At 58.6% G+C, this 23,089-nt stretch carries 22 protein-coding genes and 1 riboswitch; of the genes, 9 read left to right on the top strand and 13 right to left on the bottom strand.

The genetic code is table 11. The annotated features are described in order from the left end of the window. Positions 1 to 31 precede the first annotated feature (31 nt). The 7 genes from rplF to yqeB all read right to left on the bottom strand — a co-directional run bounded on the left by rplF (position 32) and on the right by yqeB (position 5,709). A complete protein-coding gene (rplF, locus tag ACTQWD_RS02455) occupies positions 32 to 568 on the bottom strand; it encodes a 50S ribosomal protein L6 (protein ID WP_370450587.1) in 537 nt (178 codons plus the stop codon). A gap of 33 nt (positions 569 to 601) precedes the next feature. Further along, on the bottom strand, positions 602 to 1,000 hold the full coding sequence (rpsH, locus tag ACTQWD_RS02450) for a 30S ribosomal protein S8 (RefSeq protein WP_006235262.1): 399 nt from the start codon (positions 998 to 1,000) through the stop codon (positions 602 to 604). Between the two features lie 119 nt (positions 1,001 to 1,119). Further along, the gene (locus ACTQWD_RS02445; protein WP_022094280.1) at positions 1,120 to 1,305 is read right to left on the bottom strand and encodes a type Z 30S ribosomal protein S14; all 186 of its coding nucleotides are present in this window, start codon (positions 1,303 to 1,305) and stop codon (positions 1,120 to 1,122) included. A 79-nt stretch (positions 1,306 to 1,384) separates the two neighbouring features. Continuing rightward, positions 1,385 to 1,942, bottom strand: a complete 558-nt coding sequence (rplE, locus tag ACTQWD_RS02440) for a 50S ribosomal protein L5 (protein WP_154516073.1) — start codon at positions 1,940 to 1,942, stop codon at positions 1,385 to 1,387. Between the two features lie 307 nt (positions 1,943 to 2,249). Further along, positions 2,250 to 3,563, bottom strand: coding sequence for a uracil-xanthine permease family protein (locus ACTQWD_RS02435; protein WP_441559171.1), 1,314 nt, complete (start codon positions 3,561 to 3,563; stop codon positions 2,250 to 2,252). A 298-nt stretch (positions 3,564 to 3,861) separates the two neighbouring features. Further along, on the bottom strand, positions 3,862 to 4,905 hold the full coding sequence (locus tag ACTQWD_RS02430; protein ID WP_441559170.1) for an XdhC family protein: 1,044 nt from the start codon (positions 4,903 to 4,905) through the stop codon (positions 3,862 to 3,864). Between the two features lie 9 nt (positions 4,906 to 4,914). Then, on the bottom strand, positions 4,915 to 5,709 hold the full coding sequence (yqeB, locus tag ACTQWD_RS02425; protein WP_441559169.1) for a selenium-dependent molybdenum cofactor biosynthesis protein YqeB: 795 nt from the start codon (positions 5,707 to 5,709) through the stop codon (positions 4,915 to 4,917). A 102-nt stretch (positions 5,710 to 5,811) separates the two neighbouring features. Between yqeB and yqeC the strand changes: the two genes are divergently transcribed. Further along, a complete protein-coding gene (gene yqeC / locus ACTQWD_RS02420) occupies positions 5,812 to 6,549 on the top strand; it encodes a selenium cofactor biosynthesis protein YqeC (RefSeq protein ID WP_441559168.1) in 738 nt (245 codons plus the stop codon). A gap of 113 nt (positions 6,550 to 6,662) precedes the next feature. Here yqeC and ACTQWD_RS02415 read toward each other — a convergent pair whose 3' ends face one another. Next, a complete protein-coding gene (locus tag ACTQWD_RS02415; protein WP_441559167.1) occupies positions 6,663 to 7,253 on the bottom strand; it encodes a nucleotidyltransferase family protein in 591 nt (196 codons plus the stop codon). Between the two features lie 267 nt (positions 7,254 to 7,520). Between ACTQWD_RS02415 and ACTQWD_RS02410 the strand changes: the two genes are divergently transcribed. The 3 genes from ACTQWD_RS02410 (at position 7,521) to ACTQWD_RS02400 (ending at position 9,807) form a co-directional block, all read left to right on the top strand. Beyond that, positions 7,521 to 8,174, top strand: a complete 654-nt coding sequence (locus ACTQWD_RS02410; protein WP_427717686.1) for a helix-turn-helix transcriptional regulator — start codon at positions 7,521 to 7,523, stop codon at positions 8,172 to 8,174. Positions 8,175 to 8,297: 123 nt separating this feature from the next. Next, positions 8,298 to 8,987 carry a hypothetical protein gene (locus tag ACTQWD_RS02405; RefSeq protein ID WP_441559166.1) on the top strand — a complete coding sequence of 230 codons (690 nt, stop codon included), beginning with the start codon at positions 8,298 to 8,300 and terminating at the stop codon, positions 8,985 to 8,987. Between the two features lie 298 nt (positions 8,988 to 9,285). Further along, positions 9,286 to 9,376: riboswitch (SAM riboswitch) on the top strand. 8 nt (positions 9,377 to 9,384) lie between these two features. Continuing rightward, complete coding sequence (locus ACTQWD_RS02400) at positions 9,385 to 9,807, top strand: hypothetical protein (RefSeq protein WP_441559165.1); 423 nt, start codon at positions 9,385 to 9,387, stop codon at positions 9,805 to 9,807. A gap of 343 nt (positions 9,808 to 10,150) precedes the next feature. On the opposite strand, the gene ACTQWD_RS02395 is transcribed toward ACTQWD_RS02400, so the two are convergent. Continuing rightward, positions 10,151 to 11,680: a hypothetical protein gene (locus ACTQWD_RS02395; RefSeq protein WP_441559164.1), complete on the bottom strand. Its 1,530-nt coding sequence runs from the start codon at positions 11,678 to 11,680 to the stop codon at positions 10,151 to 10,153. Between the two features lie 266 nt (positions 11,681 to 11,946). On the opposite strand from ACTQWD_RS02395, the gene ACTQWD_RS02390 reads away from it, so the two are divergent. Genes ACTQWD_RS02390 through ACTQWD_RS02375 form a run of 4 tightly spaced genes read left to right on the top strand, consistent with a single transcriptional unit; the run spans position 11,947 to position 16,152 of the window. Further along, complete coding sequence (locus ACTQWD_RS02390) at positions 11,947 to 12,159, top strand: YlcI/YnfO family protein (RefSeq protein WP_441559163.1); 213 nt, start codon at positions 11,947 to 11,949, stop codon at positions 12,157 to 12,159. A 2-nt stretch (positions 12,160 to 12,161) separates the two neighbouring features. After that, positions 12,162 to 12,995, top strand: a complete 834-nt coding sequence (locus tag ACTQWD_RS02385) for a GIY-YIG nuclease family protein (protein WP_441559162.1) — start codon at positions 12,162 to 12,164, stop codon at positions 12,993 to 12,995. Continuing rightward, positions 12,996 to 15,557, top strand: a complete 2,562-nt coding sequence (locus ACTQWD_RS02380; protein ID WP_441559161.1) for a type I restriction-modification system subunit M — start codon at positions 12,996 to 12,998, stop codon at positions 15,555 to 15,557. Between the two features lies 1 nt (position 15,558). Further along, positions 15,559 to 16,152 (top strand): restriction endonuclease subunit S, encoded by a 594-nt coding sequence (locus ACTQWD_RS02375; protein WP_441559160.1) that lies wholly within the window; start codon positions 15,559 to 15,561, stop codon positions 16,150 to 16,152. Here the strand turns inward: ACTQWD_RS02375 and ACTQWD_RS02370 are convergent. The 4 genes from ACTQWD_RS02370 to ACTQWD_RS02355 all read right to left on the bottom strand — a co-directional run bounded on the left by ACTQWD_RS02370 (position 16,145) and on the right by ACTQWD_RS02355 (position 21,997). After that, entirely contained in the window at positions 16,145 to 17,071 is a 927-nt protein-coding gene (locus tag ACTQWD_RS02370; RefSeq protein ID WP_441559159.1) for a tyrosine-type recombinase/integrase, read from the bottom strand. The genes ACTQWD_RS02375 and ACTQWD_RS02370 overlap by 8 nt on opposite strands. After that, the gene (locus ACTQWD_RS02365; RefSeq protein WP_441559158.1) at positions 17,013 to 17,705 is read right to left on the bottom strand and encodes a hypothetical protein; all 693 of its coding nucleotides are present in this window, start codon (positions 17,703 to 17,705) and stop codon (positions 17,013 to 17,015) included. Before ACTQWD_RS02365 ends, ACTQWD_RS02370 begins: the two co-directional genes overlap by 59 nt. Further along, on the bottom strand, positions 17,702 to 20,902 hold the full coding sequence (locus ACTQWD_RS02360) for a type I restriction endonuclease subunit R, EcoR124 family (RefSeq protein WP_441559157.1): 3,201 nt from the start codon (positions 20,900 to 20,902) through the stop codon (positions 17,702 to 17,704). The genes ACTQWD_RS02365 and ACTQWD_RS02360 overlap by 4 nt, the downstream gene beginning before the upstream one ends. 360 nt (positions 20,903 to 21,262) lie before the next feature. Then, entirely contained in the window at positions 21,263 to 21,997 is a 735-nt protein-coding gene (locus tag ACTQWD_RS02355) for an exonuclease domain-containing protein (protein ID WP_441559156.1), read from the bottom strand. A gap of 436 nt (positions 21,998 to 22,433) precedes the next feature. On the opposite strand from ACTQWD_RS02355, the gene ACTQWD_RS02350 reads away from it, so the two are divergent. Then, on the top strand, positions 22,434 to 23,089 hold a 656-nt coding region (locus tag ACTQWD_RS02350), incomplete at its 3' end, for an IS110 family transposase (RefSeq protein WP_441559155.1).

Here is a 23,089-nt window from a genome sequence, read left to right as displayed (position 1 = left end):
TGCTGGTCTTATGCGAGTGAGTCGGTTACGACTACTTGGCGGCCTTACCCAGCTTGCGGCGGATGTGCTCGCCAACGTAGTGGATACCCTTGCCCTTGTAAGGCTCGGGAGGACGATGGCCGCGGATCTCAGCGGCGATCTGACCGACCTGCTGCTTGTTGATACCCTTGACGTTCACGTGGGTGTTGTCGGGAACCTCGAAGGTGATACCCTCGGGAGCCTCGACGATCACGGGGTGCGAGAAGCCCAGGGAGAACTCGAGGTTCTTGCCCTTCTGCTGCACGCGGTAACCGACGCCGGCGAGCTCGAGCTTCTTCTCGAAGCCCTCGGAAACGCCAACAACCATGTTGTGGATGAGGGCGCGGGTGAGGCCGTGGCGGGCACGGGTCTCACGCTCGTCGTCGGGACGGGAAACGGTGAGGACGTTGTCCTCGATATTGATAGCGAGCTTCTCATAGACATCGAGCTCGAGCTGGCCCTTGGGGCCCTTGACGACAACGTTGTTGCCGTTGACTGCCACTTCGACTCCGGCGGGAATCTGGACAGGCTTATTACCGATACGAGACACGGTGATCTCCTTTCCTTCTACCTACCGAGCGAATTACCAGACGTAAGCGATGATCTCGCCGCCGACGTTGTGCTTGCGAGCATCGCGGTCGGTCATGACGCCATGGCTGGTGGAAATAATGGCGGTACCAAGGCCACCGCGGACGCGGGGCATGTCGGCAACGCCGGTGTACTTACGCAGGCCCGGCTTGGAAATGCGGCGGATGCCGTTGATGACCTTAGCCTTCTTGGGACCATACTTAAGCGTGATGTGCAGAGTCTTCTGGGGAACGGTGTCCTCGACATCGTAGCCCTCGATGTAGCCCTCCTCGTGCAGAACACGAGCGATCTCGACGAGCTTCTTGCTGCTCGGCATGGAGACCGTGGCCTTGTTCACAGAGTTAGCGTTACGAATGCGCGTAAGCATATCTGCGATCGGGTCTGTAAGGTTCATACAGATTCTCCTTCGTTCTTGATGAACACGTGCTCTTGGTTCTTCGCCGCCCTTAACGGCAAAGCCTAACTAGCACGTTTTCCCTGTTCCAAACGGATGCTTGAAACGCTGGTAGTGACTTACCAGCTGGCCTTCTTAACGCCGGGAAGCTCGCCCTTGAGTGCAAGCTCGCGGAAGCAGACACGGCACAGGCCGAACTTGCGGTACACAGAGTGCGGACGGCCGCAGCGCTGGCAGCGCGTGTACTCACGAGTAGAGAACTTCTGCTTGCGATTGCACTTGACGATCATCGATGTCTTAGCCACTTATATCCTCCTCACATAGAGTATTGTTCGCCCCAAGCGCCGCCCCCTTGTGGGAACGGCGCTTATAGGGCAGGTGAACCTATTTCTTGAACGGGAAACCAAAGGCGTCCAGAAGGGCCTTGGCCTCCTCATCGGTGTTGGCGGTGGTCACGAAAGTGATGTCCATACCACGCTGGTGATCGACGGAGTCAAAGTCGATCTCGGGGAAGATGAGCTGCTCGGTGACGCCCATGGAGAAGTTACCACGGCCGTCGAAGCTCTTGGCGGAGATGCCGCGGAAGTCGCGGATACGAGGGATAGCGACGGAGGTCAGACGATCGAAGAACTCCCACATACGGTCGCCACGCAGGGTAACCTTGCAGCCGATCGGCATACCAGCGCGCAGGCGGAAGGTAGCGATGGACTTGCGGGCACGGGTGATCATCGGCTGCTGGCCGGTGATGGCGCGCAGGTCGCGCACGGCACCGTCGATGGCCTTGGAATCGGTAGCGGCCTCGCCGACACCCATGTTCACGACGATCTTCTCAAACTTGGGGATCATCATGACGTTCTCGTACTGGAACTTGTCCTGAAGCTGCTGCTTGACCTCGTTGTTGTACTTGGCCTTCAGACGCGGCACATACTTCTCTTCTGCCATTGTTCACTCCTTCTTGGGGTTTTAAGCACGGGGCGTGGCCACGGTGGGTTGTCCTCGTGCCTCCTGACTGCATCCGCGCCGCTCATGGCATTTCGCGGTTTGGACTCGACGCAGCAGGAGCCGACAAAACAATCGGTACTATACGCGCATTGGGTGCGTATTTCCAGAAAAACATCGTCTGCCTGCACAACTCCACAACTCCCCCGCACAAATGGGTCCCAAAAAGCCGTTGCGGTGAAATAGGGACTGTTTGGCGGCCTAACAGGCTTAAACAATCCGTATTTCACCGCAACTCATATATGAGGCGTTATTTTTGGCGAGGCAGGACCAGGTTGAGGACGACGGCGACAAGTGCGGCGACGGCAATGGAGGATCCGCCAAAGACGGTGTCGACCCATGCGGGGAATCCAGCGCCGGCAAGCGCGCCGGCCGTGCGCTCAATGCCCGTGCCAAAGGCGATAGAGAGACCCATGAGCGTGGTATCGCGCTGAGACAGGCCGTGGCGGGAAAACATGACCACACCGTTCATGCCGATGGTTGCGAACACGCCAATGGTGGCGCCGCCAATCACCGGTTGCGGAATGGACGTGAGCACTGCCGCGCACTTGGGCAGCAGGCCCGCGACGAGCAGAATGGCGGCTGCGAGCGTAAAGACCATACGGTTGACGACCTTGTTCTCGGCGATGATGCCCACATTCTGGCCAAAGGTTGCCGTGGGGACGCCGCCCAAAAAGCCCGAGAGCATACCGACGAGACCATTGGCGATCAATCCGCCCGAGATCTGACTATCGGTCGCGGGGGTATCGAGCGCCGCAGAGGACACGGCGGCAAACTCTCCCATAACCTGCACGGCGTTCACGATGGCCACAACGCCCACCACGGCACACGCCGCTGGATCGAACACCAGACGATGGGCGCCAAACGCCGGAGGGGCAAACCAACTTGCAGTCGCGACAGCCGATAAGTCGACCATGCCCAACACCGCCGCAACGACAAAACCTGCGCAGATACCGGCCAGGATGCTGCCCAGCTTGAGGGCGCCCTTGCCGTAGTTACCGACCATAAAGGTGACGACAAACGTCACGAGCGCGACGGTCCAGTTGGTGACGCTGCCAAAATCGGCCGCGCCCTCCCCGCCTGCCATGGACGCCACGGCAACCGGGCACAGCGACAGGCCAATGACAAAGATGACGGTACCGAGCACCGGAGCTGGGAACAGAAAGCTCAAGCGCTTAAACAAAAGACCAAAGAGCACGACGAGCGCGCCGCCGATAACTTGAGCGCCCAGCACGGCCTCGAAACCAAGCTCAAGACCGACCGCTTTAAGTGCCGGCACGAAGGTAAAGCTCGCGCCCATCACGATGGGCAAGCCCGAGCCGACGATGCCTTTTATGGGGAACTGTTGAAGGAAAATGTCAAGCGCCGAGAGGACGAGCGACGCCTGAATGACGGCGGCTTCCTCTTGAGGCGTGAAGCCGCAGACCGACGCGATGATGATAGCGGGCGTGACGATACCCGCGAATGCCGCCAGTACATGCTGCAGTGCATGGGGCAATACCTGCACAAACGAAACTTTTCCCGTACGTTCGAACAGGGCGTCCCCTGCCACCGACTCTGCCATTTGCGCCTCCCATACCCCAGGCAGCGGCCCTATGCCGCCCAACGGGCGGACATTATAGGGCATATGGCACAGGTAGCATTTTGATCCGCATGCGGCAGAGGGCTGGGGTAGCTAATTTGGGACGGGGCTCTTTTAGCTACCCAACAGTGAGCGAACGCCTCGAGATGATTTTTCTGGGACGGGGATTTAAAAACCATTGCGTACCTAATGATTTTTTAATCCCCGTCCCAGAAAAATCATCGAGCAGGCAGGGTAGCTAAAAGAGCCCCGTCCCAAATTAGCTACCCCTGGGATGCGACTAGCGCTTGCGGGGGACGAGCTTGGTGCGACGCAGATGGATCATCTCGGCGGCGATGGAGATGGCGATCTCTTCGGGGTCCTCGGCCTGAATGGCAACGCCGATCGGCAGGTGCAGCTCGTCGATCTGGTCCTGCGTAAAGCCCTCCTGCTCCAAGCGAGCCCGCACAAAGGCCGTCTTGCGGCGCGAACCCAGGCAACCCAAATAGGCGGGCTTGGCGCGCAAGGCCTGAATCACCACATCGATATCGGACTTGTGGCCCGCCGTGGCGACGACTACCAGATCGCGCGGACCGATGGGGCATTGCTCGTCCAGGTTCTTGTAGTCGACCAGACGACGGTCGTAGACGCCGGGTACCCATTCGGGCGTCAACGTGCCGGGGCGGTCATCGCACGCCACGACGGCAAAGCCCGCCGCCGTGAGCACGCGCGCCGTCGCGGCGCCCACGTGACCGCAGCCAAAGATGTAGGTCAGGCCCTCGGGGCAAAGCGTCTCGATGTGCGCCGGGGGAATCTCGGAGGCGGCGTTGGTGTAGGTGACCTTACTCCCCTCTTCCGTCAGCGAAAGCCCGGGGCAGCCGGCAATGGTGCGGCGCGACTCCTCGCCATGGTATTCGGCAGCGTCGCTTTCGAGCGCGCTTGCGATAAACGGTTCAAAGTCGATGACGAAGTCGCCGATGCGTCGATACGCCAAGACGTCGGCAACCGACTGGAACAACGGCGCCTGCGATGCATCCAGGTGCAGATAGCACAGGCAGATGGCTCCGCCGCAGATCATGCCGGTATCGGAGTTCTCGCCGCCCATGGTGTAGCGGACCAGGCGCGACTGCCCTGCGGCCAACAGCTCGCGCGCCTCGTCCAGCGCAAAGAGCTCGATCTTACCGCCGCCGATGGTGCCCGCTTGGCTGCCATCGGCAAAGACGGCCATCCAGGCACCCACGCCGCGCGGCGATGACCCTGCCGTGCCGGCAACTACCACCAGCTCGCACGTCCTACCAGCCTTCAGAGCGCCAAGCGCAGCATTCACCACATCGAGCTTTTCCATCGTCGCTTCCTATCCCCTAAAAACGTCGGTGAACATGGCGAGCGCCTCGAGTACGCCGCCGCCGACCGACGTCGCCTTGTCCGAAATATAGTTGATGTAGCTGGCGTCGCCGCGCGGGTCGACGTCGGCACATTTAAAGCCCTCGGTCACCAGAACGCCGTCGGCCAAAAGGCCGCGCAAGCAGCCGTCAATCTGCGTGACCATGGGAGTGTCGCCCGCATACCCGATCACATCGCCGGCACTCACGATGTCGCCGATCACATGGTCGGACCTAAACACACCGGCGGCGGGGCTGTGGATAACGCGCTCCTTGCCATACCCGGCGATGACACCCGGCACGCCCGTATTGGGCTGGGGCGAGCCCTGGGTGATGACGCGGCCGAGGAAATGACCGCGCATGGTCTCGACCACGGCATCGCAATCGACCGGCGCGGTAAAGCCCGGTCCTACGGCGATGACGACAGGCGCCATATCGCGCGTGGTGCCCAAATTGCGCTTGGCCAGGATCGCGTCGACCACAGCAGCGGGCTTAAGTTCGTCGAGCATCTTGGCCTGGGGATCCACCACGACGGCGACATCTCCGGCCTGGGTAATTGCAAGCGCCTCTGCCGGCGTCTGCGCCAAGCGAGCGCGAATGCCCTCAACCTGAGCCTCGCCCAGGCGAATGGCCTCGCAAAAACTGATCGTGCGACGGATGCACGTGGGAACCGCGATATCGGCCATAACGACCGACACGCCGGCGCGCACCAAACGGGCGGCGACGCCCGTGGCGATATCGCCGGCGCCGCGAACATAAACGAGCATTTCCGGGGCACCTCCCTGTGCTACGGTTTGAACAGAGCAAAAGCGGTTCGACCGCTACTCTGATGATTATTTATTATCACAGTATTATACGGCGGTGAACAGATGGAAACGGTTAGCGGCAATCTCGCCTCGGCGCTCAGGATCGAGCCGGGCATTACCGCGATTATCGGCAGCGGCGGCAAGTCGACCTTGCTAAAGACGCTCGGCCTTGAGCTTATGCGCGCGGGCGGCCGCGTGCTCCTCTGCACCACCACGCATATGTTTCCCGTCGCCGGCGTGCCATGGGACGGGTCGAGTCGTCGCCTGGACGCCGCACCTTGGAAGCCGGGCGCCGCACATGTCCCCGGTTGCACCTGCGAGGCCTGCGCGGGCCTTGCGCGGGGAAGCATCTGCCAAGCAGGTGTCTTGGACCCCGAGACGGGCAAGCTCTCCGCCCCCGCCGAGCCGCTCGGCAAGCTGGCACAGCGCTTTAACTACGTCTTGGCCGAGGCGGACGGCAGCAAGCGGCTCCCGCTCAAAGCCCACGCTGCCTGGGAGCCGGTGATTCCCTCTGGCACGGCCAACATCGTCTGGATCGTTGGCGCCTCGGGGCTCGGCAAGCCCATCAACGAAGCCGTCCACCGCCCCGAGCTCTTTTGCGAGCGTTGCGGCTGCGAGACCACCGATACCGCCACGCCCGAGCGCGTCGCCCAGGTGCTCAATGCCGAGATGCAGGCGCTGAGGCTCGACGCCGCGCGCGTCATGCTCAACCAAGTCGACACGCTCAGCGACCCCACGATGGCCGACCGCTTCGAGGCTGCCCTCGGCCGTCCCGTCGTCGCCACCAGCCTCCAGGGGTAGCTAATTTGGGACGGGGCTCTTTTAGCTACCCCATGTTGAGAGAAAAAACATCAGGTAGGCAGGGTAGCTAAAAGAGCCCCGTCCCAAATTAGCTACCCTGGCGGCACCCCCTGCTAGCGAGGCGCGTAGCAGGCCGCAACGTGTTCTGAGACGCGGCGCTGGCCCTTGGCGGTGTCGACATCCCACAGCTCGTAGGCACGTGCCTCGACCAACTGGATATCGGCACGGCCGCGCAGCAGCGACGATCCGCCGTCCTTGCCCTTAAGCCCCATAAGGTTAGGAAAGAAGCTCGCGGGGAACAGCACCGGAGAGGCCGGCTCGCCGTTCAGGGCAAGACGCACGGGCGCGACACCGCCGTTGGCCTTAAAAGCACCGGCGAGTGCCTCAAAAGAATCCGAACTCACGAGCGGCTGGTCGCCCGGCAAAAAGAGGCAACCTTTCCAGTTGCGTTCGACTCCCCACGAAAGGCCCGCACGGACGCTTTCGCTGCGCAGCTCGCCCTCGTGCAGCGCGCACGGGCAATGCTTGTCCTCGCAAATCTGAGCAACCTCGGGCCAACGCGTCGAAACCACAACGTCAAAGCCCCGGGGAACCGAATCGATGGTCCGGGCAATCAGCGGCTCGCCATAGATATCGGCAAGCATCTTGTTAGAGCCAAACCGCTTGCCCTCGCCCGAAGCCATAATGACGCAACCAAGTTTCATGGCGATACCTCCCCTGAAGCCATCGTACCCATAACGCGCGTCGCGGGGCATCTACATCGAAAGCGCTTATCCCGCACGCCCACGATGCAAAAAGGGGGCACCCCGCCGGTTGGCAGAGCGCCCCCTTTACATGGCTTACCTCAACCCGGCTTTAGGCCTGGAACCAACGGACGGCGTTGCGCTCATAACGCAGCGACACTTTCGTTATTTGCGAACAAGTGGGGTTTATGGCAAAGTGTGCCCAAACTAATTTTTAGGAAGGCACCGATGACCCCCGCACAGATTGAGTTTTATAAGCGCCTTGCACACGGCCTGGCGCTCCAGTTTGGCCCCAACTGCGAAGTCGTCGTCCACGATCTGGAGACCGAGGACGTGGATCACTCTATCGTGGTGATCGAAAACGGCCATGTAAGCGGACGCAAACTGGGTGACGGTCCCAGCCATATTGTGTTTGAGTCCATGCACGAGGACACCACCGACGTGCACGACCGCGAGCCATACCTCACCAAAACCGCCGATGGCAAGCTGCTTAAGTCCTCGACCATCTTTATCCGCAACGACGAGGGCAAGCCTGTCGGCATTTTGGGCATTAACTTTGACATTACGCTCATGAAAGCTTTTGAGCGCTCGCTCGATGCCTTTACCGGCACCGACGGCACGGGCTACACCGAGCCCGAGCCCATTACCAAAACCATCGGCGACCTGCTCGAAGATCTGCTGCGCGAGTGCGAGCAATACGTGGGCAAGCCCGCAGCCCTTATGACCAAAGATGAGCGCATTCGCGCCATTGGCTACCTCGACCGTCGCGGCGCCTTCCTCATTTCCAAGTCGAGCGAGCGTGCCTGCGAGTTCTTTGGCATCTCTAAGTACAGCTTCTATAGCTACCTCAACGAGGCAAAGGCTGCCGCCGGCGACAAGTAGGCAACTCGGCCGGATCGCCCTCCCCTTTTGGGCGTGAGTTCTGGAATGCACGAATCCGAGAGTCGGCCGCAAGGCAAGTTCCATATAATCGAAGGACGAGACAGTTCGAAAGGATGGAACAAGATGGGGTCGAGCAACGCATCGCGCAACGGCCACGGAGGCTTCGCTTCTGCCGTCAGGCATGCGAAACGCGCGTTTGACGAGGGCGAAGACGATCTGTTTGCGTTGAGTCTCGACGACGTGATGAGCGATCGCCCCTGGACAGCCGACGAGCACATGAGCGGCAAAACCCATTCGGCAGGCGATCCTTCCGAGACGGCATCGTTTATCGCCGCGGCGCAGCATCTTGCGCCCGAACCGCCCGTTGCAGATCTCGACGACTTTGCGACCCGTCAGCTTGCTTTCGATTCCTGGGCTGATGCCGATCTGGACGAAACATCTGCCGGCGCGCCGACGCTCGGCGAGCCGGTAAATCCGCTTGTCGCCGCGTCCGCTTCCGAATACGAGCCGGACGACCATGCGCAAGCTATGCCCACATCCTCATACACCGATAACCACACTGACAACGGCGATTATTATGGCGACTACTACGCCGCGGAAGAGGCGCCGCGCTTTTTGGATTTCAATCCAGTAGCAAAGATTATTTTTATAGCGATTGTCGTGGTGCTACTTGGCGTCATTGCGTTTGAGGGATTCCAGCTGTTCCGCAGCCCCGTCGAGTCCGAATCGGCAACGCAGCAAAAAGAAGACGAGAGCAACGACTACCTCGACGTCAACAACCTCAAGGACGACCCCAACGACGGGGACGAGTAGCGGGGGCTGAGGGCGGCTGAAGCGTCCATATGTAGCACCAGCTTCTACGTGCTGTTTTGTTATCCAGTTACACTTTTCCAGATGTTGAGACCGTCAGATTCGACACTTTTCCGTACTTTTGAGGTGCCGATTTCGACACTTTTCCGTACTTTTATAAGTCTGATTTCGACACTTTTCCGGATGTTGGCGGAATAATTGCCGCGTAATCAGGCGCCGTCTGCACATCATTTCGCAGGCGGCGCTTGATTTGTGTCCGCGCGTGCTGATAGACTCCATCGTGCCCGCAAGGAGCGGGCGCGTTTTATCCAGAGTCGGGGTAGAGAGTTGGCTCCACGATCCCGACGCCAACCGGCCAAGAGGCACGGTGGCCCTGCCAACATCGATGAAAGGAGTCCGTATGGACAATTTCTCCGTGCGCAGTGAGCGCAACTTCCACAACCTGGCAGCCAAGCCAAAACGAATACATCTTCTGGACAAGCCGAACGGCTATGCCTCGGCCATGGTCAAGAGCAGTCTCTCCCACCAGATGCGCTTTACGGTACAGAAGCTCGAGGAAGAGCTCTGCGCCGCCGGCAATCCGCACGTACTGCAGATCAAGCTGCTCGGAGACGACTCGCGCGAGCCGTCGAGTTGGAAGTTGTTTGCAGACGGCATGTGCGTTGCGGACGGATCCGGCGCCTTTGCCCGCGAGTGCTTCTGCGAGGGAGCCGAGGTATTCCTGGACCTGTGTCGCGATGCCGTGCGCGCGGCCGAACTGCACCAGTGGAGCCAGAGGGAGTACGAGCTGCTGAGTGCGGCCCGCGGGATTGCGAGGGTGTAGACGGGCGGAAATAGACTTGCGCACCCCAATGTCGCCAAAACGACAATACCGTAGCCCTTAGCCACCGTCGCGCGCGGCCACATAGGCCACACGGTGTCAAAAAACTGACACTTGTGTATGCCTTTTGACATACACAAGTGTCAGTAATCTAAACTGGGCAACCACAACGGCATATGCAACGGCCGATAGCTCGCCAATCACGACATGCCCGCCTTCCGCGACCTGATTGCCGAAGTACCGGCACCCAGCAACGATTGCGTCGACATTTCGAGCGACATGCGGCTTGGAAGGGCTGATGAGAGATGGTTGAATGCTTGGTACGAGAGAGTGTAGTTCAGCAAAATCAGCCTAGACAGTGTGCCCCTCTGGTTCGAAGAACCTTGTCGAGATACTCGATAACCATACGCGCGGTTTCTTCGTTCACCTCATCCGCCGCGATGCAAAGTTTCGCATGGACCAGATTCCTCTTCTTGCGAATCTGGTGAGCCATGTCCGCCTCCTTCATCCAACGAGGCCTCTCCAGATACTTAATCTCGTTGATGTAGTCGATAAGGGCCGCGGGTTTCATCCTGCCGCTCTTCCTGTCCCGCACCATATACTTTTCCGCAAAGTAGTTAACGTGCTTGATTTCGGAAATCCAGTCGATAAGAACCGCCTCAAGAATGGAACCGGCAAGAATGATTGCCGCCTTATAAGCGCCGTGCGAAAAACAAGTATTTAGCTCACGGATGTCCGAGGAAAGGAAAGTGCGTAACTGTTCCTCGTTATATGCCTGAATCCTATCGGCGATTTCGGCGTTAAGGATCTCTTCCGCCGCAGACGGTTCCGCACCCTTTAGGCCTTCGAGGTCTTGGTAGTTCCTCGGAGCACGTCCGGACAGGATGGCATATTCGGTGAGATAGTACTGCTCGTCCATCGATGGTTCGACAACGGGAAAAACACTGAGGTCGCGAAGCGCTAGACGCTTCATGATGACGCCACCTGCCAACGATGACAGGGCCTGCTTTGCGATATCGCTGGAAAGGTAGAAGCAGAGGTACTCCGGAGATATCCCGTTGGCACGAATAACAGCCATGCTCGTGCCCGCATAAACGGGCTCTTGCCCATCGCGGTCAAAGACGATGGCATGATTCTCCTCGCCAATGAGGCACATGACAATATCACCCTTGCGCAGGGGCACCGTTGTTGCCTCGCCCCGCTCCAATGAGTCAAGATCAACTGGGAATCTAATGTTTCTTGGCCTGAGAACCAAGACGTTTCTGGCGGCGTCAGTAACCTTTCGCGGCATAAGAATGTTGGCGACTTTCGAAAGCTCTACGGTCTTTGAACTCGCAAGCGTGCTACGTATCTTACGATTTCGAGGAGAATAGAACGCGGGGGTAAATCTTCCTTCTATAAGTTCGCTTGGAGGCATACCGAAAAAAGCTCCACACTTGGATGGACAGTCAGGAGCCCCTCCATTTGCATAGTCTTCGACCGCCCGAAGATATGCGAGGAAATCGTCGCTGAAGCGATCGACCGGAATCTTGCAGAGACCGTCAGTCTTACGCGAGCCACGTGCCTTGGCGACAAGCGGTTTCTTGAGCTTGAGCGTCGAAAATCGACACTCTCCGAAGCCGGGTCGTGCGAAAACATAAAGCATGAGAAAAAGCGAGGTCCCAGACAAGATGTCCCCGAGCTCAAAGGCGCCGCGCAGGATGTAACCATCCGGAATAAGACTGCGCTTCTTGCCGGTGTCGAAGAAACCGCGAGCGCCCACAAAGGCGTACTCATCCGACTCATCTGAGAATACGAGCTCGGCCAGCTCGTCATGATTTCCCGTAACGAGAAAGCCCTCGCGGTTATCTAAACACTTTTGCAAGTCAATCGTCATCGCATCCTCCAACAACCATGCCGCGCGGTCCATGCCATAGAAGTAGTTGTATATCCCCTCGATGCACTTGCGTAATACTTCATCAGGGCAATTGAACTCGGGAAGTTTGCAGACCCCGTTACATACAGTAAGCCTTGTGGCGACGCAAGTCTCCGTGTTTTAGGCCAAAGAGTCTAGAAACTCTTGAGCCCTTCTTCGCCCCAAAACTTGTCGCAGTATAATGTTGCGAACGCATTTGTATTGCATTTCGAGCGATGGGAGCGCAGATGCCCGATAGCTACAAGCAGCTCATCAAGAGCAACGCCGACGAGACCGAGATCAGAAGCTTCCTGGTGGACGGCGACCAGGTCTCCGTGACCCTGCGCATCCCCGACACCCTGCGCGATGCGGCGAAGGAGGAGGCGGCCCTGCGGGGCATGAGCTTCTCCGCCTTCGTGCGCACCTGCATGATCGAAGAGCTCGCGAAGAAGGGGGCGTGAGCATGATCCGGGTCAAGACTCTCACCATCCAGCTCATAGACGCGCAACCGGACCGCATCCGCATCTGCCGCATCGACGGCGAGTCGCTTGTGACCGTCGTCGTTCCAAGGGAGGACCTTACCGAGGCGAAGTCGCTGCCGAACATCCCGCAGCGCGGCATCTACTACCTGCTCGACGAGGACCACGGCAACGTGAGCCGCGTCTACGCCGGACAGACGACCCAGGGTATCGCCCGGCTCGACGCACACAAGGCAAAGAAGGAGTTCTGGAACAAGGCCATCATGTTCCTCGATGACGACCAGAACATCAGCAGGGATGCGCTGGACGTCCTCGAAGCGAAGGCCATCGACTACGTGCGCACCCACGGCTCGTACGAGACCGACAACTCGGCGACGCCCAAGCCCTACGTCGACCCGTACAAGGAAGAGGCCGTCGAGCGCCTGCACGAGAGGATCCTCTTCAGGATGGCGGCTCTGGGGTACGACCTCAACAGGGTCGACCAGGGTCCCGCGGGTGCGCCGGCAATCTTCCACACGAAGAAGAATGGCATACGCGGGGTGGGGCGCTACGACAAGGCCACCGGGCGCTTCACCGTGCTCGCCGGCTCGAAAGTTAATCTCTCGAGGCCCGTGCTGAAAAACGCGGGCGTCGCGGCCGTGCGCAGGGCAATCTTCGACGATTCGGGCGGCATCGCAGAACTCGTCGAGGACCTCGAGTTCCCGACGCCCAGCGCCGCAGCGGTGTTCGTGCTCGGCGGCAGCCAGAACGGCTGGATCGAATGGGTAAACGACGACGGAGAAACGCTCAACCAAGTCTATAGAAGTGAGGAAAACTAGATGAACAAGCAGCAGCTGGCCTCCAAGATATGGGAGTCCGCCAACAAGATGCGATCCAAGATCGAGGCTAACGAGTACAAGGACTACATTCTGGGATTCATCTTCTACAAGTTCCTGTCCGAGACCGAGGTTGCCCGCCTGAAGGCGCGCGACTTCGCCGAGGAGGACCTGCCCAGCCTGGTGGAAGACGACGAGGAGACGGTCGAGTTCGTCAAGGGCGAGTGCGGCTACTTCATCGCCTACGACAACCTCTTCTCCACCTGGGTGGCAAAGGGCGGCGACTTCGAGATTTCGAACGTTCGCGACGCGCTTTCCGCTTTCAGCCGCAATATCGATCCTGCACGCAAGCGCGTCTTCGACGGCATCTTCGACACGCTGCAGACTGGCCTCTCCAAGTTGGGCACCGATGCGCGCAGCCAGTCCAAGGCCGCTCGCGACCTCATCTACCTCATCAAGGACATCCCGATGGACGGCCGCCAGGACTATGATGTGCTCGGCTTCATCTACGAGTACCTCATCAGCAACTTCGCCGCCAACGCCGGCAAGAAGGCCGGCGAGTTCTACACGCCGCACGAGGTGTCCATGCTTATGAGCGAGATAGTCTCGTGGCACCTGGCCGGACGCGAGAACATTACCATCTACGACCCCACGAGCGGCTCGGGATCGCTACTCATCAACATCGGCAAGGCTGTGGCGCGCCGCAATGGCGACCCGGACTCCATCAAGTACTACGCTCAGGAGCTCAAGGAAAACACCTACAATCTCACGCGCATGAACCTGGTGATGCGCGGCATCCTTCCCGACAACATCGTGGCCAGAAACGGCGACACACTCGAGGACGACTGGCCGTGGTTCGACACGGTGGAGAACAAGGATGAGACCTACGACCCGCTGTTCGTTGATGCCGTGGTGTCAAACCCCCCCTATTCTCAGAACTGGGATCCGGAAGATAAGGAGCTCGACCCGCGCTTCAAGTTCGGTGTGGCGCCCAAGTCCAAGGCAGACTACGCTTTTTTGCTGCACGACCTATACCACCTGCGCCCCGACGGCATCATGTGCATCGTCTTGCCGCACGGCGTGCTGTTCCGCGGCGGCGAGGAAGGCACCATCCGAAAAAACTTGGTGGAGAACCGCCATATCCAGGCCATCATAGGTCTTCCTGCCAACATCTTCTTCGGCACGGGCATTCCCACCATCATCATGGTGCTGCGCAAGCAGCGCGAGACGAGCGACGTCTTGGTGGTGGACGCTTCCAAGCACTTCGTGAAAGAAGGCAAGAACAACAAGCTGCGGGCAAGCGACATCAAGCGTATCGTCGACGCTGTGACAACGAACGCGACCGTCGGCAAGTTCAGCCGCCTGGTTCCCATCGACGAGATCCGCGCCAACGACTACAACCTCAACATCCCGCGCTATGTGGACTCGAGCACGGCCGCCGAAAGCTGGGACGTGTATGCCACCATGTTCGGCGGCGTGCCGAAGGCCGAGGTCGACGCGCTCGAGCGCTATTGGAAGGTATGGCCGAGCCTCAAAGGGCAACTCTACCGTGACGCAGGTGGATCGTGTCTTGTGCCCGCGACCGACGACGTTGCGCAAGCGGCGAAGGAAAATACCGATGTCCGTGCCTTTCTGGACGGATACCGTAATGCGATAAGCCATTTACCTGCTACGCTGCGAAGCCGCTTGGTAGACGGCGCCGATGAAGTTGATACCGTGGCGGAGGAAGAGGTCATCGCGGCGCTATTGAAAGACGCGCTGGCGGGCATGGCCCTGGTCGACGGCTACGACGCCTACCAGGCGCTCGACGATGCCTGGGTGGGAATCTCCGGCGATTTGGAGATCATCCAGACTGAGGGGAAAACCGCCGTGCGCAAGGTAGACCCGAACATGGTGGTCAAGAAGAAGAACGGCAAAGACGTCGAGGTACAGGACGGTTGGGCTGGCCGAATCCTGCCGTTTGCGCTTGTGCAAGAGCACCTGCTTGCCGAAGACGTCAAGGAGATTAGTTCCCGTGATTTCCGTCTAGGCGAGATATCGCAGGAAATAGACGAGATTCTCGAGAGCTTCGACGAGGAGGACAAGGGGTCTTCCGCTGCCGTCAACGACGAAGGTTCGTTTGTGGCGACTGAGCTCAAGAAGGCTGTGAAGGCTATCGGAAAACACCCCGAAAACGATTTCGAGCAAGGTCTGGTTCGTGCGCAGGCGCTGTTCGATGAGGAGAAAAGCCTCAAGAAGGCAAACAAGGAAGCGAGAGTGGCTCTTGAGGAGGCGACCAAGGAGATCATTGAGGGCCTGACCGATGCCCAACGCGACGATCTATTGGTTGCCAAGTGGATAGAGCCGTTGCAGGCCGAGCTTCTGGCTCTTCCCGAAACCGTTGTGAGCGACTTCATCGCGAAGGTAGCTGCGCTCAACGCCAAATACGCGACAACCTACTCGGACGTGTGCAACCAGATAGATGATGCAGAAAGCCAGCTAGCAGACATGCTGGGCCAGCTTACGGGCAATGAGTACGACACGGCTGGCATCGCCGAGCTGCGCAAGCTGTTGGGCGGTGAGTAGCATGGCAGAGAAACAGAATACCCCGGAAATCCGCTTCGAGGGTTTCACTGACCCTTGGGAACAGCGTAAGTTGGGCGAGCTCTGCACTATTTCTAAGGGGCATGGCTACAGCAAAGCCGACATTAGGGATGACGGCACCCCACTGATCTTGTATGGGCGCCTGTATACCCAATATGAATCACGTATTGAGAACGTGGACACTTTTGCCGTCGAGCAAGAGGGATCGCTTCTTTCAAAGGGCAACGAAGTAATCGTTCCTGCATCCGGGGAAACGGCAGAAGATATTGCCGTTGCATCATCTGTGCGCAGGTCAGGAATCATTTTTGGCGGCGATTTGAACGTCGTCACTCCAACAAGCAGGCTTGATCCAGACTACACCGCGCTTGCTATAACGTACAGCAAAGCTCATGACGATTTAGCAAGGCGAGCGCAAGGAAAATCAGTCGTACATGTCCATGGAAACGACATCGCCGAAGTTGAGATCTCTTACCCGTCGGAAAGCGAACAGAAGCGCATATCTACGACCGTTCTCGCCCTCGACAACCTTATCACCCTTCATCAGCGTGAGCCACGGTTACTGATACAGGTTAAATAAGAGTCGATAGAGCCCTCATGACGATGTCAATGTCCTTGTTCTCGAGCTCTTGAATGACGTGCAGATAGGTTTCCTGGGTGGTGGTCATGCTTGCGTGGCCGAGCCTTCGGGATACGCTGGCGATAGAGACGCCGGCGAACAGCAAAAGTGACGCATGCGTATGCCGCAGCCCATGGACAGATATGACAGGCACGCCAACATTCTTGCAGTGGCGCGCCAAAACGCTGTTAGCCGTTGAGTTATAGACCTTTCCCTTCACAAATATGGGCTCGGTCGGCGGAAGGTCTTTGAGCAGTCCAGAAAGTTGCATGATGAGTTGCCAGTCGAGTTGAACCTTCCGCATCGATGAGGCGTTTTTCGTGGGGACGAATCCGCCACCGTTCTTGTAATCCCAGGTCTTGTTCACCGAGAGCGTTTGGTGGGCGAAGTCAAAGTCTTCGGGAGTAAGCCCAAGGGCCTCGGAGAAGCGTAGGCCCGTTTTAGCGACTATCAGAATAAGCCAATCCCAACTCGGCCCGCCTGATAAATCAAGGTCGCCGAGCATGGCATGAAGCTCAAACTGGTTGAGATACTTGATCTTTTTCGCCCGCGGCTGTTTCCCTTTGATGATGGCCTTGCGCGTAGGGTCGCGGGGAATAAGCCCTTCGTCAACTGCATCAAGGATCGCCCCCTTAAGCTGATGGTGGAAGTCCATGGTTGTCTGGCGCTCGTGGTGTTCTGCGTAACCATTGATGAGCTGCTGGTACGAGGTCCGGTCGAGATCTTTTATCTTGAGGTCTGGAATCAGCTTGGCAAGCCAAGACTGCGTGAGCCGGTACTTTCCCATGGTGACCTCACGGATGGCCCCTTCTTTGTAGACGCTAATCCATTGTGAGTAGTAATCGCAGAAAAGCGATTCTCCATTGATACCGATTGACATTTTTACCCTCTTTCATCATGGGAGGTGGCTCACGCTGATGAAGGGTGATGAGGGAATCAAGACGGGTAAAGAAATTACCAAGCTTATCTATCTCGGCATCGTTGGGGATAGCAATTGTCGTTTCCCCGAGAGCCTTGGAGTCGAGGTTCCCAATGGCTCCATTGCCGCCTGCAACGCCAGTCGCCAGAAATCTTCTATACCAACTTGATCCCATCGATGCACACAAGAAATCAGAGCATGGCGAAGAAGCCACAAGCATAAAACCACCATGGACTGTTTTCCCAGGTAAATCGCTAATTCTTGCCCTTTTGCCAACTAGACGTGGCGAACCATTGGCTGACGTTATCAAGATATCGCCATCATGCACCAAGTCGATATTCACTGCGCCTTCATCTACGAACACGTCGTCGTCGTTCAAAACAAAATGATCTTCGTTGATGTTGGCGGATCGCAGCACCCGAACTCCATCCGACCCATCAACGATGTTCGTCGGTGAGTAAGTCAGTCCACGTCTAATCACCGCAACATCCGAGAACTTACGCTGTTCCCAAGTTGAAACGAGGGGGCGCATGGTCGCATGCGTCCCCTCCAATAAACAAACTATCGATTTCGCCTGTTCAAAAAAGCCGCTCATTCGTCGATATCGAAGCCACCTTCCAGGATGAACTTCTTCAACAGCGCCGCCGCACGGGTGTTCACCTTGAACAGGGGAAGCGTCTTGCCTTCCTTCTGCTCAAAGAAGGCCTTGGCGCGTACCTTGTCCACCGAGTCCTTCAAATCATCGAAGCGCCCGAACTCGTTAATGTTCGATTCCGTCAGGTCAAGCGCAGCCATGGCGGCAAGAAGCTCGCCGTCTATGCCGAGCGCCTCGACGATTCGCTCGACTTGAGCGTTTTTCGCCTTGCGGGCATAGGACGTGATGTAATCCCTCAACGTCTTGCCGTCTTCCAGGGCGACGTCCCCTCGCTCGACATCGTGAAGGAACAGCTCGGCGAAGCGCTGGTCATCCTGGCTTAGGGACGCGAACGATCGGTGGAGCTCCTCGCGCGCGGCGGCAAGACCCTCGTCGTCCTGCTCAAGGCATTTCAGCCACTTCTCGAAGTTCGCGTTCATGTAGTCGCTGTCTATGAGCCCCGTGTCGATCTCGGTTATATGACCATCGAGCTCGTAGGGCGCTTCGGGCGCGTCGCCAGGCCCGCCACCTCCTGCGAACAACTCCTTGTAGCGCTGCACGAGAATGAGATAGGTCCGCTCGTCGATGACCGGCTGCACGAAGAAGGACTTGCCCCTCGGCTCGCCTTCCAACGGCTCCTCCTCAAACTCGTAGGTGTCCTGCTCCCATGTGAAGCCCTGCACCTTCGCGGCCTCAAGGAACTCGTTAAGCTCGACGAATTCCTTCGCGAACTTGCGCCTGGCCTCCTGCGATGCGGGGAGCTTCGAGAGGTCTCCCACGCCAGCGGCCTCGAAGACCATGAGTATTTCCTGGAGACGCGCGTCCATCAGCGCGATATTCTCCGGTAGCTTCTGGACGAACATATCGAGCGGGCGGTCTCCCGAATACAGCTTCACCGCCGCTTCGATATTGCACTTCATAGTATGGGGTCTACGGTAATAGCGAATCGTGCCGAAAGGCTTGTCGGGCCCAAACAGGCGGTTCGTGCGGCTGAACGCTTGGATGACGTTCTCGTAGTCGATTACCTTGTCGAGGTAGAGAGTGTTAAGCCATTTGGAGTCGAAGCCCGTGAGCATCTGATCAACCACGATGAGCAGGTCGATGCGGGAATCACGGTTGGTGTCGACGTTGGCGTAGGGTTTCTTGTGGGACAGACGAGCCGAGATATCCTTCTTCATGGCGGGCCATGTGGGGATAGTGAACTCCTGGCCGTATGCCTTGTTATAGTCTTCTATGAGCTCGACCAGAGCGTCTTCCTTTACCGTGGAGCCGACGTTGTTGTCGATGCTCGGGTCGAAAAGGGCAGTCACCTTCATCTGCGGGGCGCGCTCCTTGAAGGCTCGGTAGTAGTCGATCGCCTCTGGGATGGAGCTTGTCGCCAAGATCGCATGGAACTTATTGCCGTGGGAGAGCACCGGAAAGCGGCGCAGGATGTCCTCGACAACCTTTCCGTGATGCGGAGTGTCGGGCCAGTATTGGGCGGGAGTGAGGAAATCCTCGATTCCCTTGATATGGTTACCGGCACCGTCGATCATCGGCCCCATGGGAACCTTTGCCGAGTCCTTATAGTAGTAGAAAACTTTGCTCTTTCGGTCGTCGGAAATGGCTTCGGCGACGGTTGCGGCTTTCGCCTGCTCTAGAGCAACCGCTTCGCGCACGTCATAGTCATCGAACGTCGTCACCATGTAGGGGTCGAAGCCCAGCACATTGCCGTCGCGGATGCCGTCGGCGATGCTGTATCGGTGCAAGCATTCGCCGAACACCATGGCCGTGGTCGATCCCTTCTTCTGATTCTCGTCGAGGATTGGCGTTCCCGTGAAACCGAAGAAGAGGGCATTGGGGAACGCGCGGCGTATGTCCTGGAGCATATCGCCGAAGGTGGATCGGTGGCATTCGTCAATGATAAATACGATACGTTTGCCAGCCAGGCGGTCGAGCTCAGCTTGGGTGATCCCCGTCTCGCCGGCCTTCAAGTTGCTCATCTTTTGGATCGAGGTGACGATAAGGCGATTCTTGGGGTCGTCACTAGCGAGCTTGGACTTGAGGACCTGCGTATTCTCAGTGCCCTGCACGTCGTCGGCGTCGTCAGCGAAGGAGCGGTACTCCGAGAGCGACTGCGTGCCCAACTCGATACGATCCATGAGGAACACGACCTTGTCGGCATCATGGGAGTCGGCGACAAGTTGGGCCGATTTAAAGCTAGTCATGGTTTTACCGGAGCCGGTGGTGTGCCAGATATAGCCGCCGGGACGACCGGGCGTGCTGCTGTGCCGTGGCTCGTCCCATTTGCATCTACGAACCTTGTCCGAGATGGCCGCGGCGGCATAGTACTGGTAGCTGCGCATGACTTTTAGGCAGCCATCCGAGCTGTCGGCCACGGTATAGAACCCAATGAGCTGATGTGCCATGGGAATGGAGAGCAGCGTCGAGGTGAAGCGCTTCCACTCGTCAGTACCGGGCTTGTCGCCCGCGCAGACGGGTTCGTTGTTGAAGTCTTCCCAGTGGAAGAAGAAGTTGGGGTTGAACGCGCCCGCTCCGGGGTTGGCGAAGTACCGCGCCTCGTCAGGGGTCATTCCCACGAAGATCTGCACCAGGCGGAAAAGTCCCGTGAACACACCTTCGTGCGCGTATTTTTCAATCTGGCCGGTTGCCTGGCTTACGGGCACGCCACTGCGCTTAAGCTCGATATGGATGACGGGCATGCCGTTAATGAGCAGGCATAGATCGCCGCGACGATCGTTAAGGATTTTGCTTTTTGCGGGATAGATTGGCTGTTGGGCGATTTGGTAACGGCTTTGACCTGCAGCAATCTCTTGACGGTCGTAGATTTTCAGGCTGACTTCCTTGCCCAGGTGAAGGGCGTCATCAGGGTTGTCGCGGATGATGGCAATGGTTTTGCCGTTGATAAACCCGTTGAGCGCCAGCGGGGTCTTAAGCGTTTCAATCTGTTCGATGACCTGCGCCATCTCACCCTGCGTGAGTGGACAGCCATTCAGGCGGTCTATGCCGGCATTGTTGTTAAACAGGATTTTCGCCCAGTTGCAGATAAGGTCCTGTTCGGTAGGGTAGCGAAGAACACCTTCCGCATCGTCCCAACCGTGCTGTTTCAACACAGTGATAACCGCTTCTTCGAACGAAGCTTCTTTATCGAAAACCATGGCAAAACCTATCTGCGTAATTGCAAAATCGTATTTTACTTATTTCAAACATTATAGGTCCCGCAGCCATTTCCCCGGGATTGCCCGGGCCCTCTAAATTGACTGACAGGGCTTTTTGGAGCCGCTTCTGCCGCTCCGGACACCAATCAATGTCAACGGAGTAGCCCACCTCAATGGAATGTATAAAGCAAGCGCACGTTTACGCCTAAACTCATGCGACAAATTGAGCCCCGATGACTTGGATCTGAGGTCATTCCCGGGGACGCCGTAGGCAGTTGATCTGTATGCGTTAGTTCTATCAAATTGACATTGATAGCAGCGACCGCCCCGCACACTTCGCCCATCAGTTATAGTCGCCCCTTACCTCCCCTCCGCCTTCAGCTTCAGCAGCAGGTCGCCCAGCTCGGGGCACTTGCTGGAAAGGCGCGTCTCGGCTCGCTCGCCCATCCCCCACCGTTGGCGGACTTCCTGGGCGCGCGGGCTCACGCGGTAGTCCCCGTCCATCACCTGCTTGAGCAGCTTGGCGGTCACGCGCGCATCGGCTAGGGCGCTGTGGGCATGGCCCGTCGACTCGTCGAACTCGATGCCAAACCACATCGCCGCGTCGCCCAACGAAACGCGCCCGTGGCTGCCCACGTCCATAATCGAGGTGTAAAACGCCTGCAGGTCGGCCCAGTCCGTAGGAAATGTGGAAAGGTCGATGCGTTTTGCCTGGCACTCGGTCAAAAGCTGTCGACGGTCCGTCCCGCTCCAGCAAACCACCTGGGCGGAGTAGCGACCAATCCAATCGCTGAGCCTTTTGATCACCATGTAGAGCGGATCGGCCATCGCGGTGTCCACGGCCGATATCCCTGTGAGCTCGCGGACGGGAAACGCAACGCCTTCGGTAAATTCCGTCTGCACAAACTGCGAGAACTCGCCCATAACGTTGCCGTGGTAATCGAGCTTAACGGCGCCGACCTCGATAATCTCGTTGCGCAGTCCACGGCGCTGGCGCTGCTTTGGCACCGGTGCAAACTCAAAGTCCAGCACGATCTGGCGCGCAAAGTTCGTCGTATCGATAGCCGAGATACCCGGCGTCTTTTCAGCTGACACGGTTAGGGCCTTTCTCCGTTGCCTGCCGCTTGCTACATAGGCGGCTACATTGCCGTAAGGATAGGCGCTCGTGCGGACATGAAAGCGGGGCGCAATACCATGCGCCAAGCACACGCCATGCGGGCGGCCCCAAGGGAGTCGCCCGCTCTATTCAAATGCATGAAAAAGATTGAGGCCCGGTGACTTGAATCAGAGGTCATCCCGGGCCCATCAGAGCTCGTAGAGCTCTTGGTTGCTTTGGTCTCGCTCCTCACGGCGCTCATCGGACTTTCCGAGGCACTCAAGCAGCGTTCGAAGCACAAGACGATATGAGAAAGCCATTTGGGTCGCCTCCCCCGCGGCGCAGCTTCTTTTCGCGGGCTCGGGATGCCACAATGGGCTTTGAGTATCGGCCCGTGCGGTAGCCCTTACCGCACCTGCGGGGAGGAGGCTTCCCATGCCCCATGTTACCTCCATCGGCCTGGACGTCCACGCGCGATCGGTCGCCGCCGCGGCGTTCAACCCCTTCACCGGCGAGGTGGTGCACCGTGACTTCGGGACGGACGCCGCCGAGATCGCGGAGTGGGCCCTCGGGTTCGAGGAGCCCAGGGCCTGCTACGAGAGCGGCCCCACCGGCTTCCACATGGCGCGCGAGCTGCGCGCGCTCGGCCTCGACTGCGCCGTGGCCGCCGTCTCCAAGATGCAGAGGCCGGCGGCGGACGCGCGCCGCAAGAACGACCGGCGCGACGCCGAGTTCATCGCCCGCATGCTCGCCACCCACAACATCGTGGAGGTCCCGCTGCCCGATGCGGCCGTCGAGGCCGCCCGGGACCTCGACCGCGCCCTCGACGACGCCACGGCGGAGTACCGCCGCGCCAGGCAGCGCCTCAACATGTTCCTGATCAGGCTGGGCCACGTCTGGGACGAGCGCAACGCCGACGGGACGAGGAAGGGATCCTGGACGCGCGCCCACTGGAGGTGGATATCCGGGATCAGGCTCGAGGGGCCCCAGCGCGACGTGCTCGAGTACTACGTCACGGCCGCGAGGTGCGCGGAGTCGGACCGCCGGCAGCTCGAGAAGAAGGTGCTCGCCCTCGCCCGGACCGACCGGTG

It is taken from the genome of Collinsella sp. LCP19S3_B6 (assembly GCF_052121815.1).
In the GTDB taxonomy this organism is placed as follows: Bacteria; Actinomycetota; Coriobacteriia; order Coriobacteriales; family Coriobacteriaceae; genus Collinsella.
Note: the sequence above shows the minus strand (reverse complement) of the source record. Positions and strands in the feature narration are given on the sequence as shown.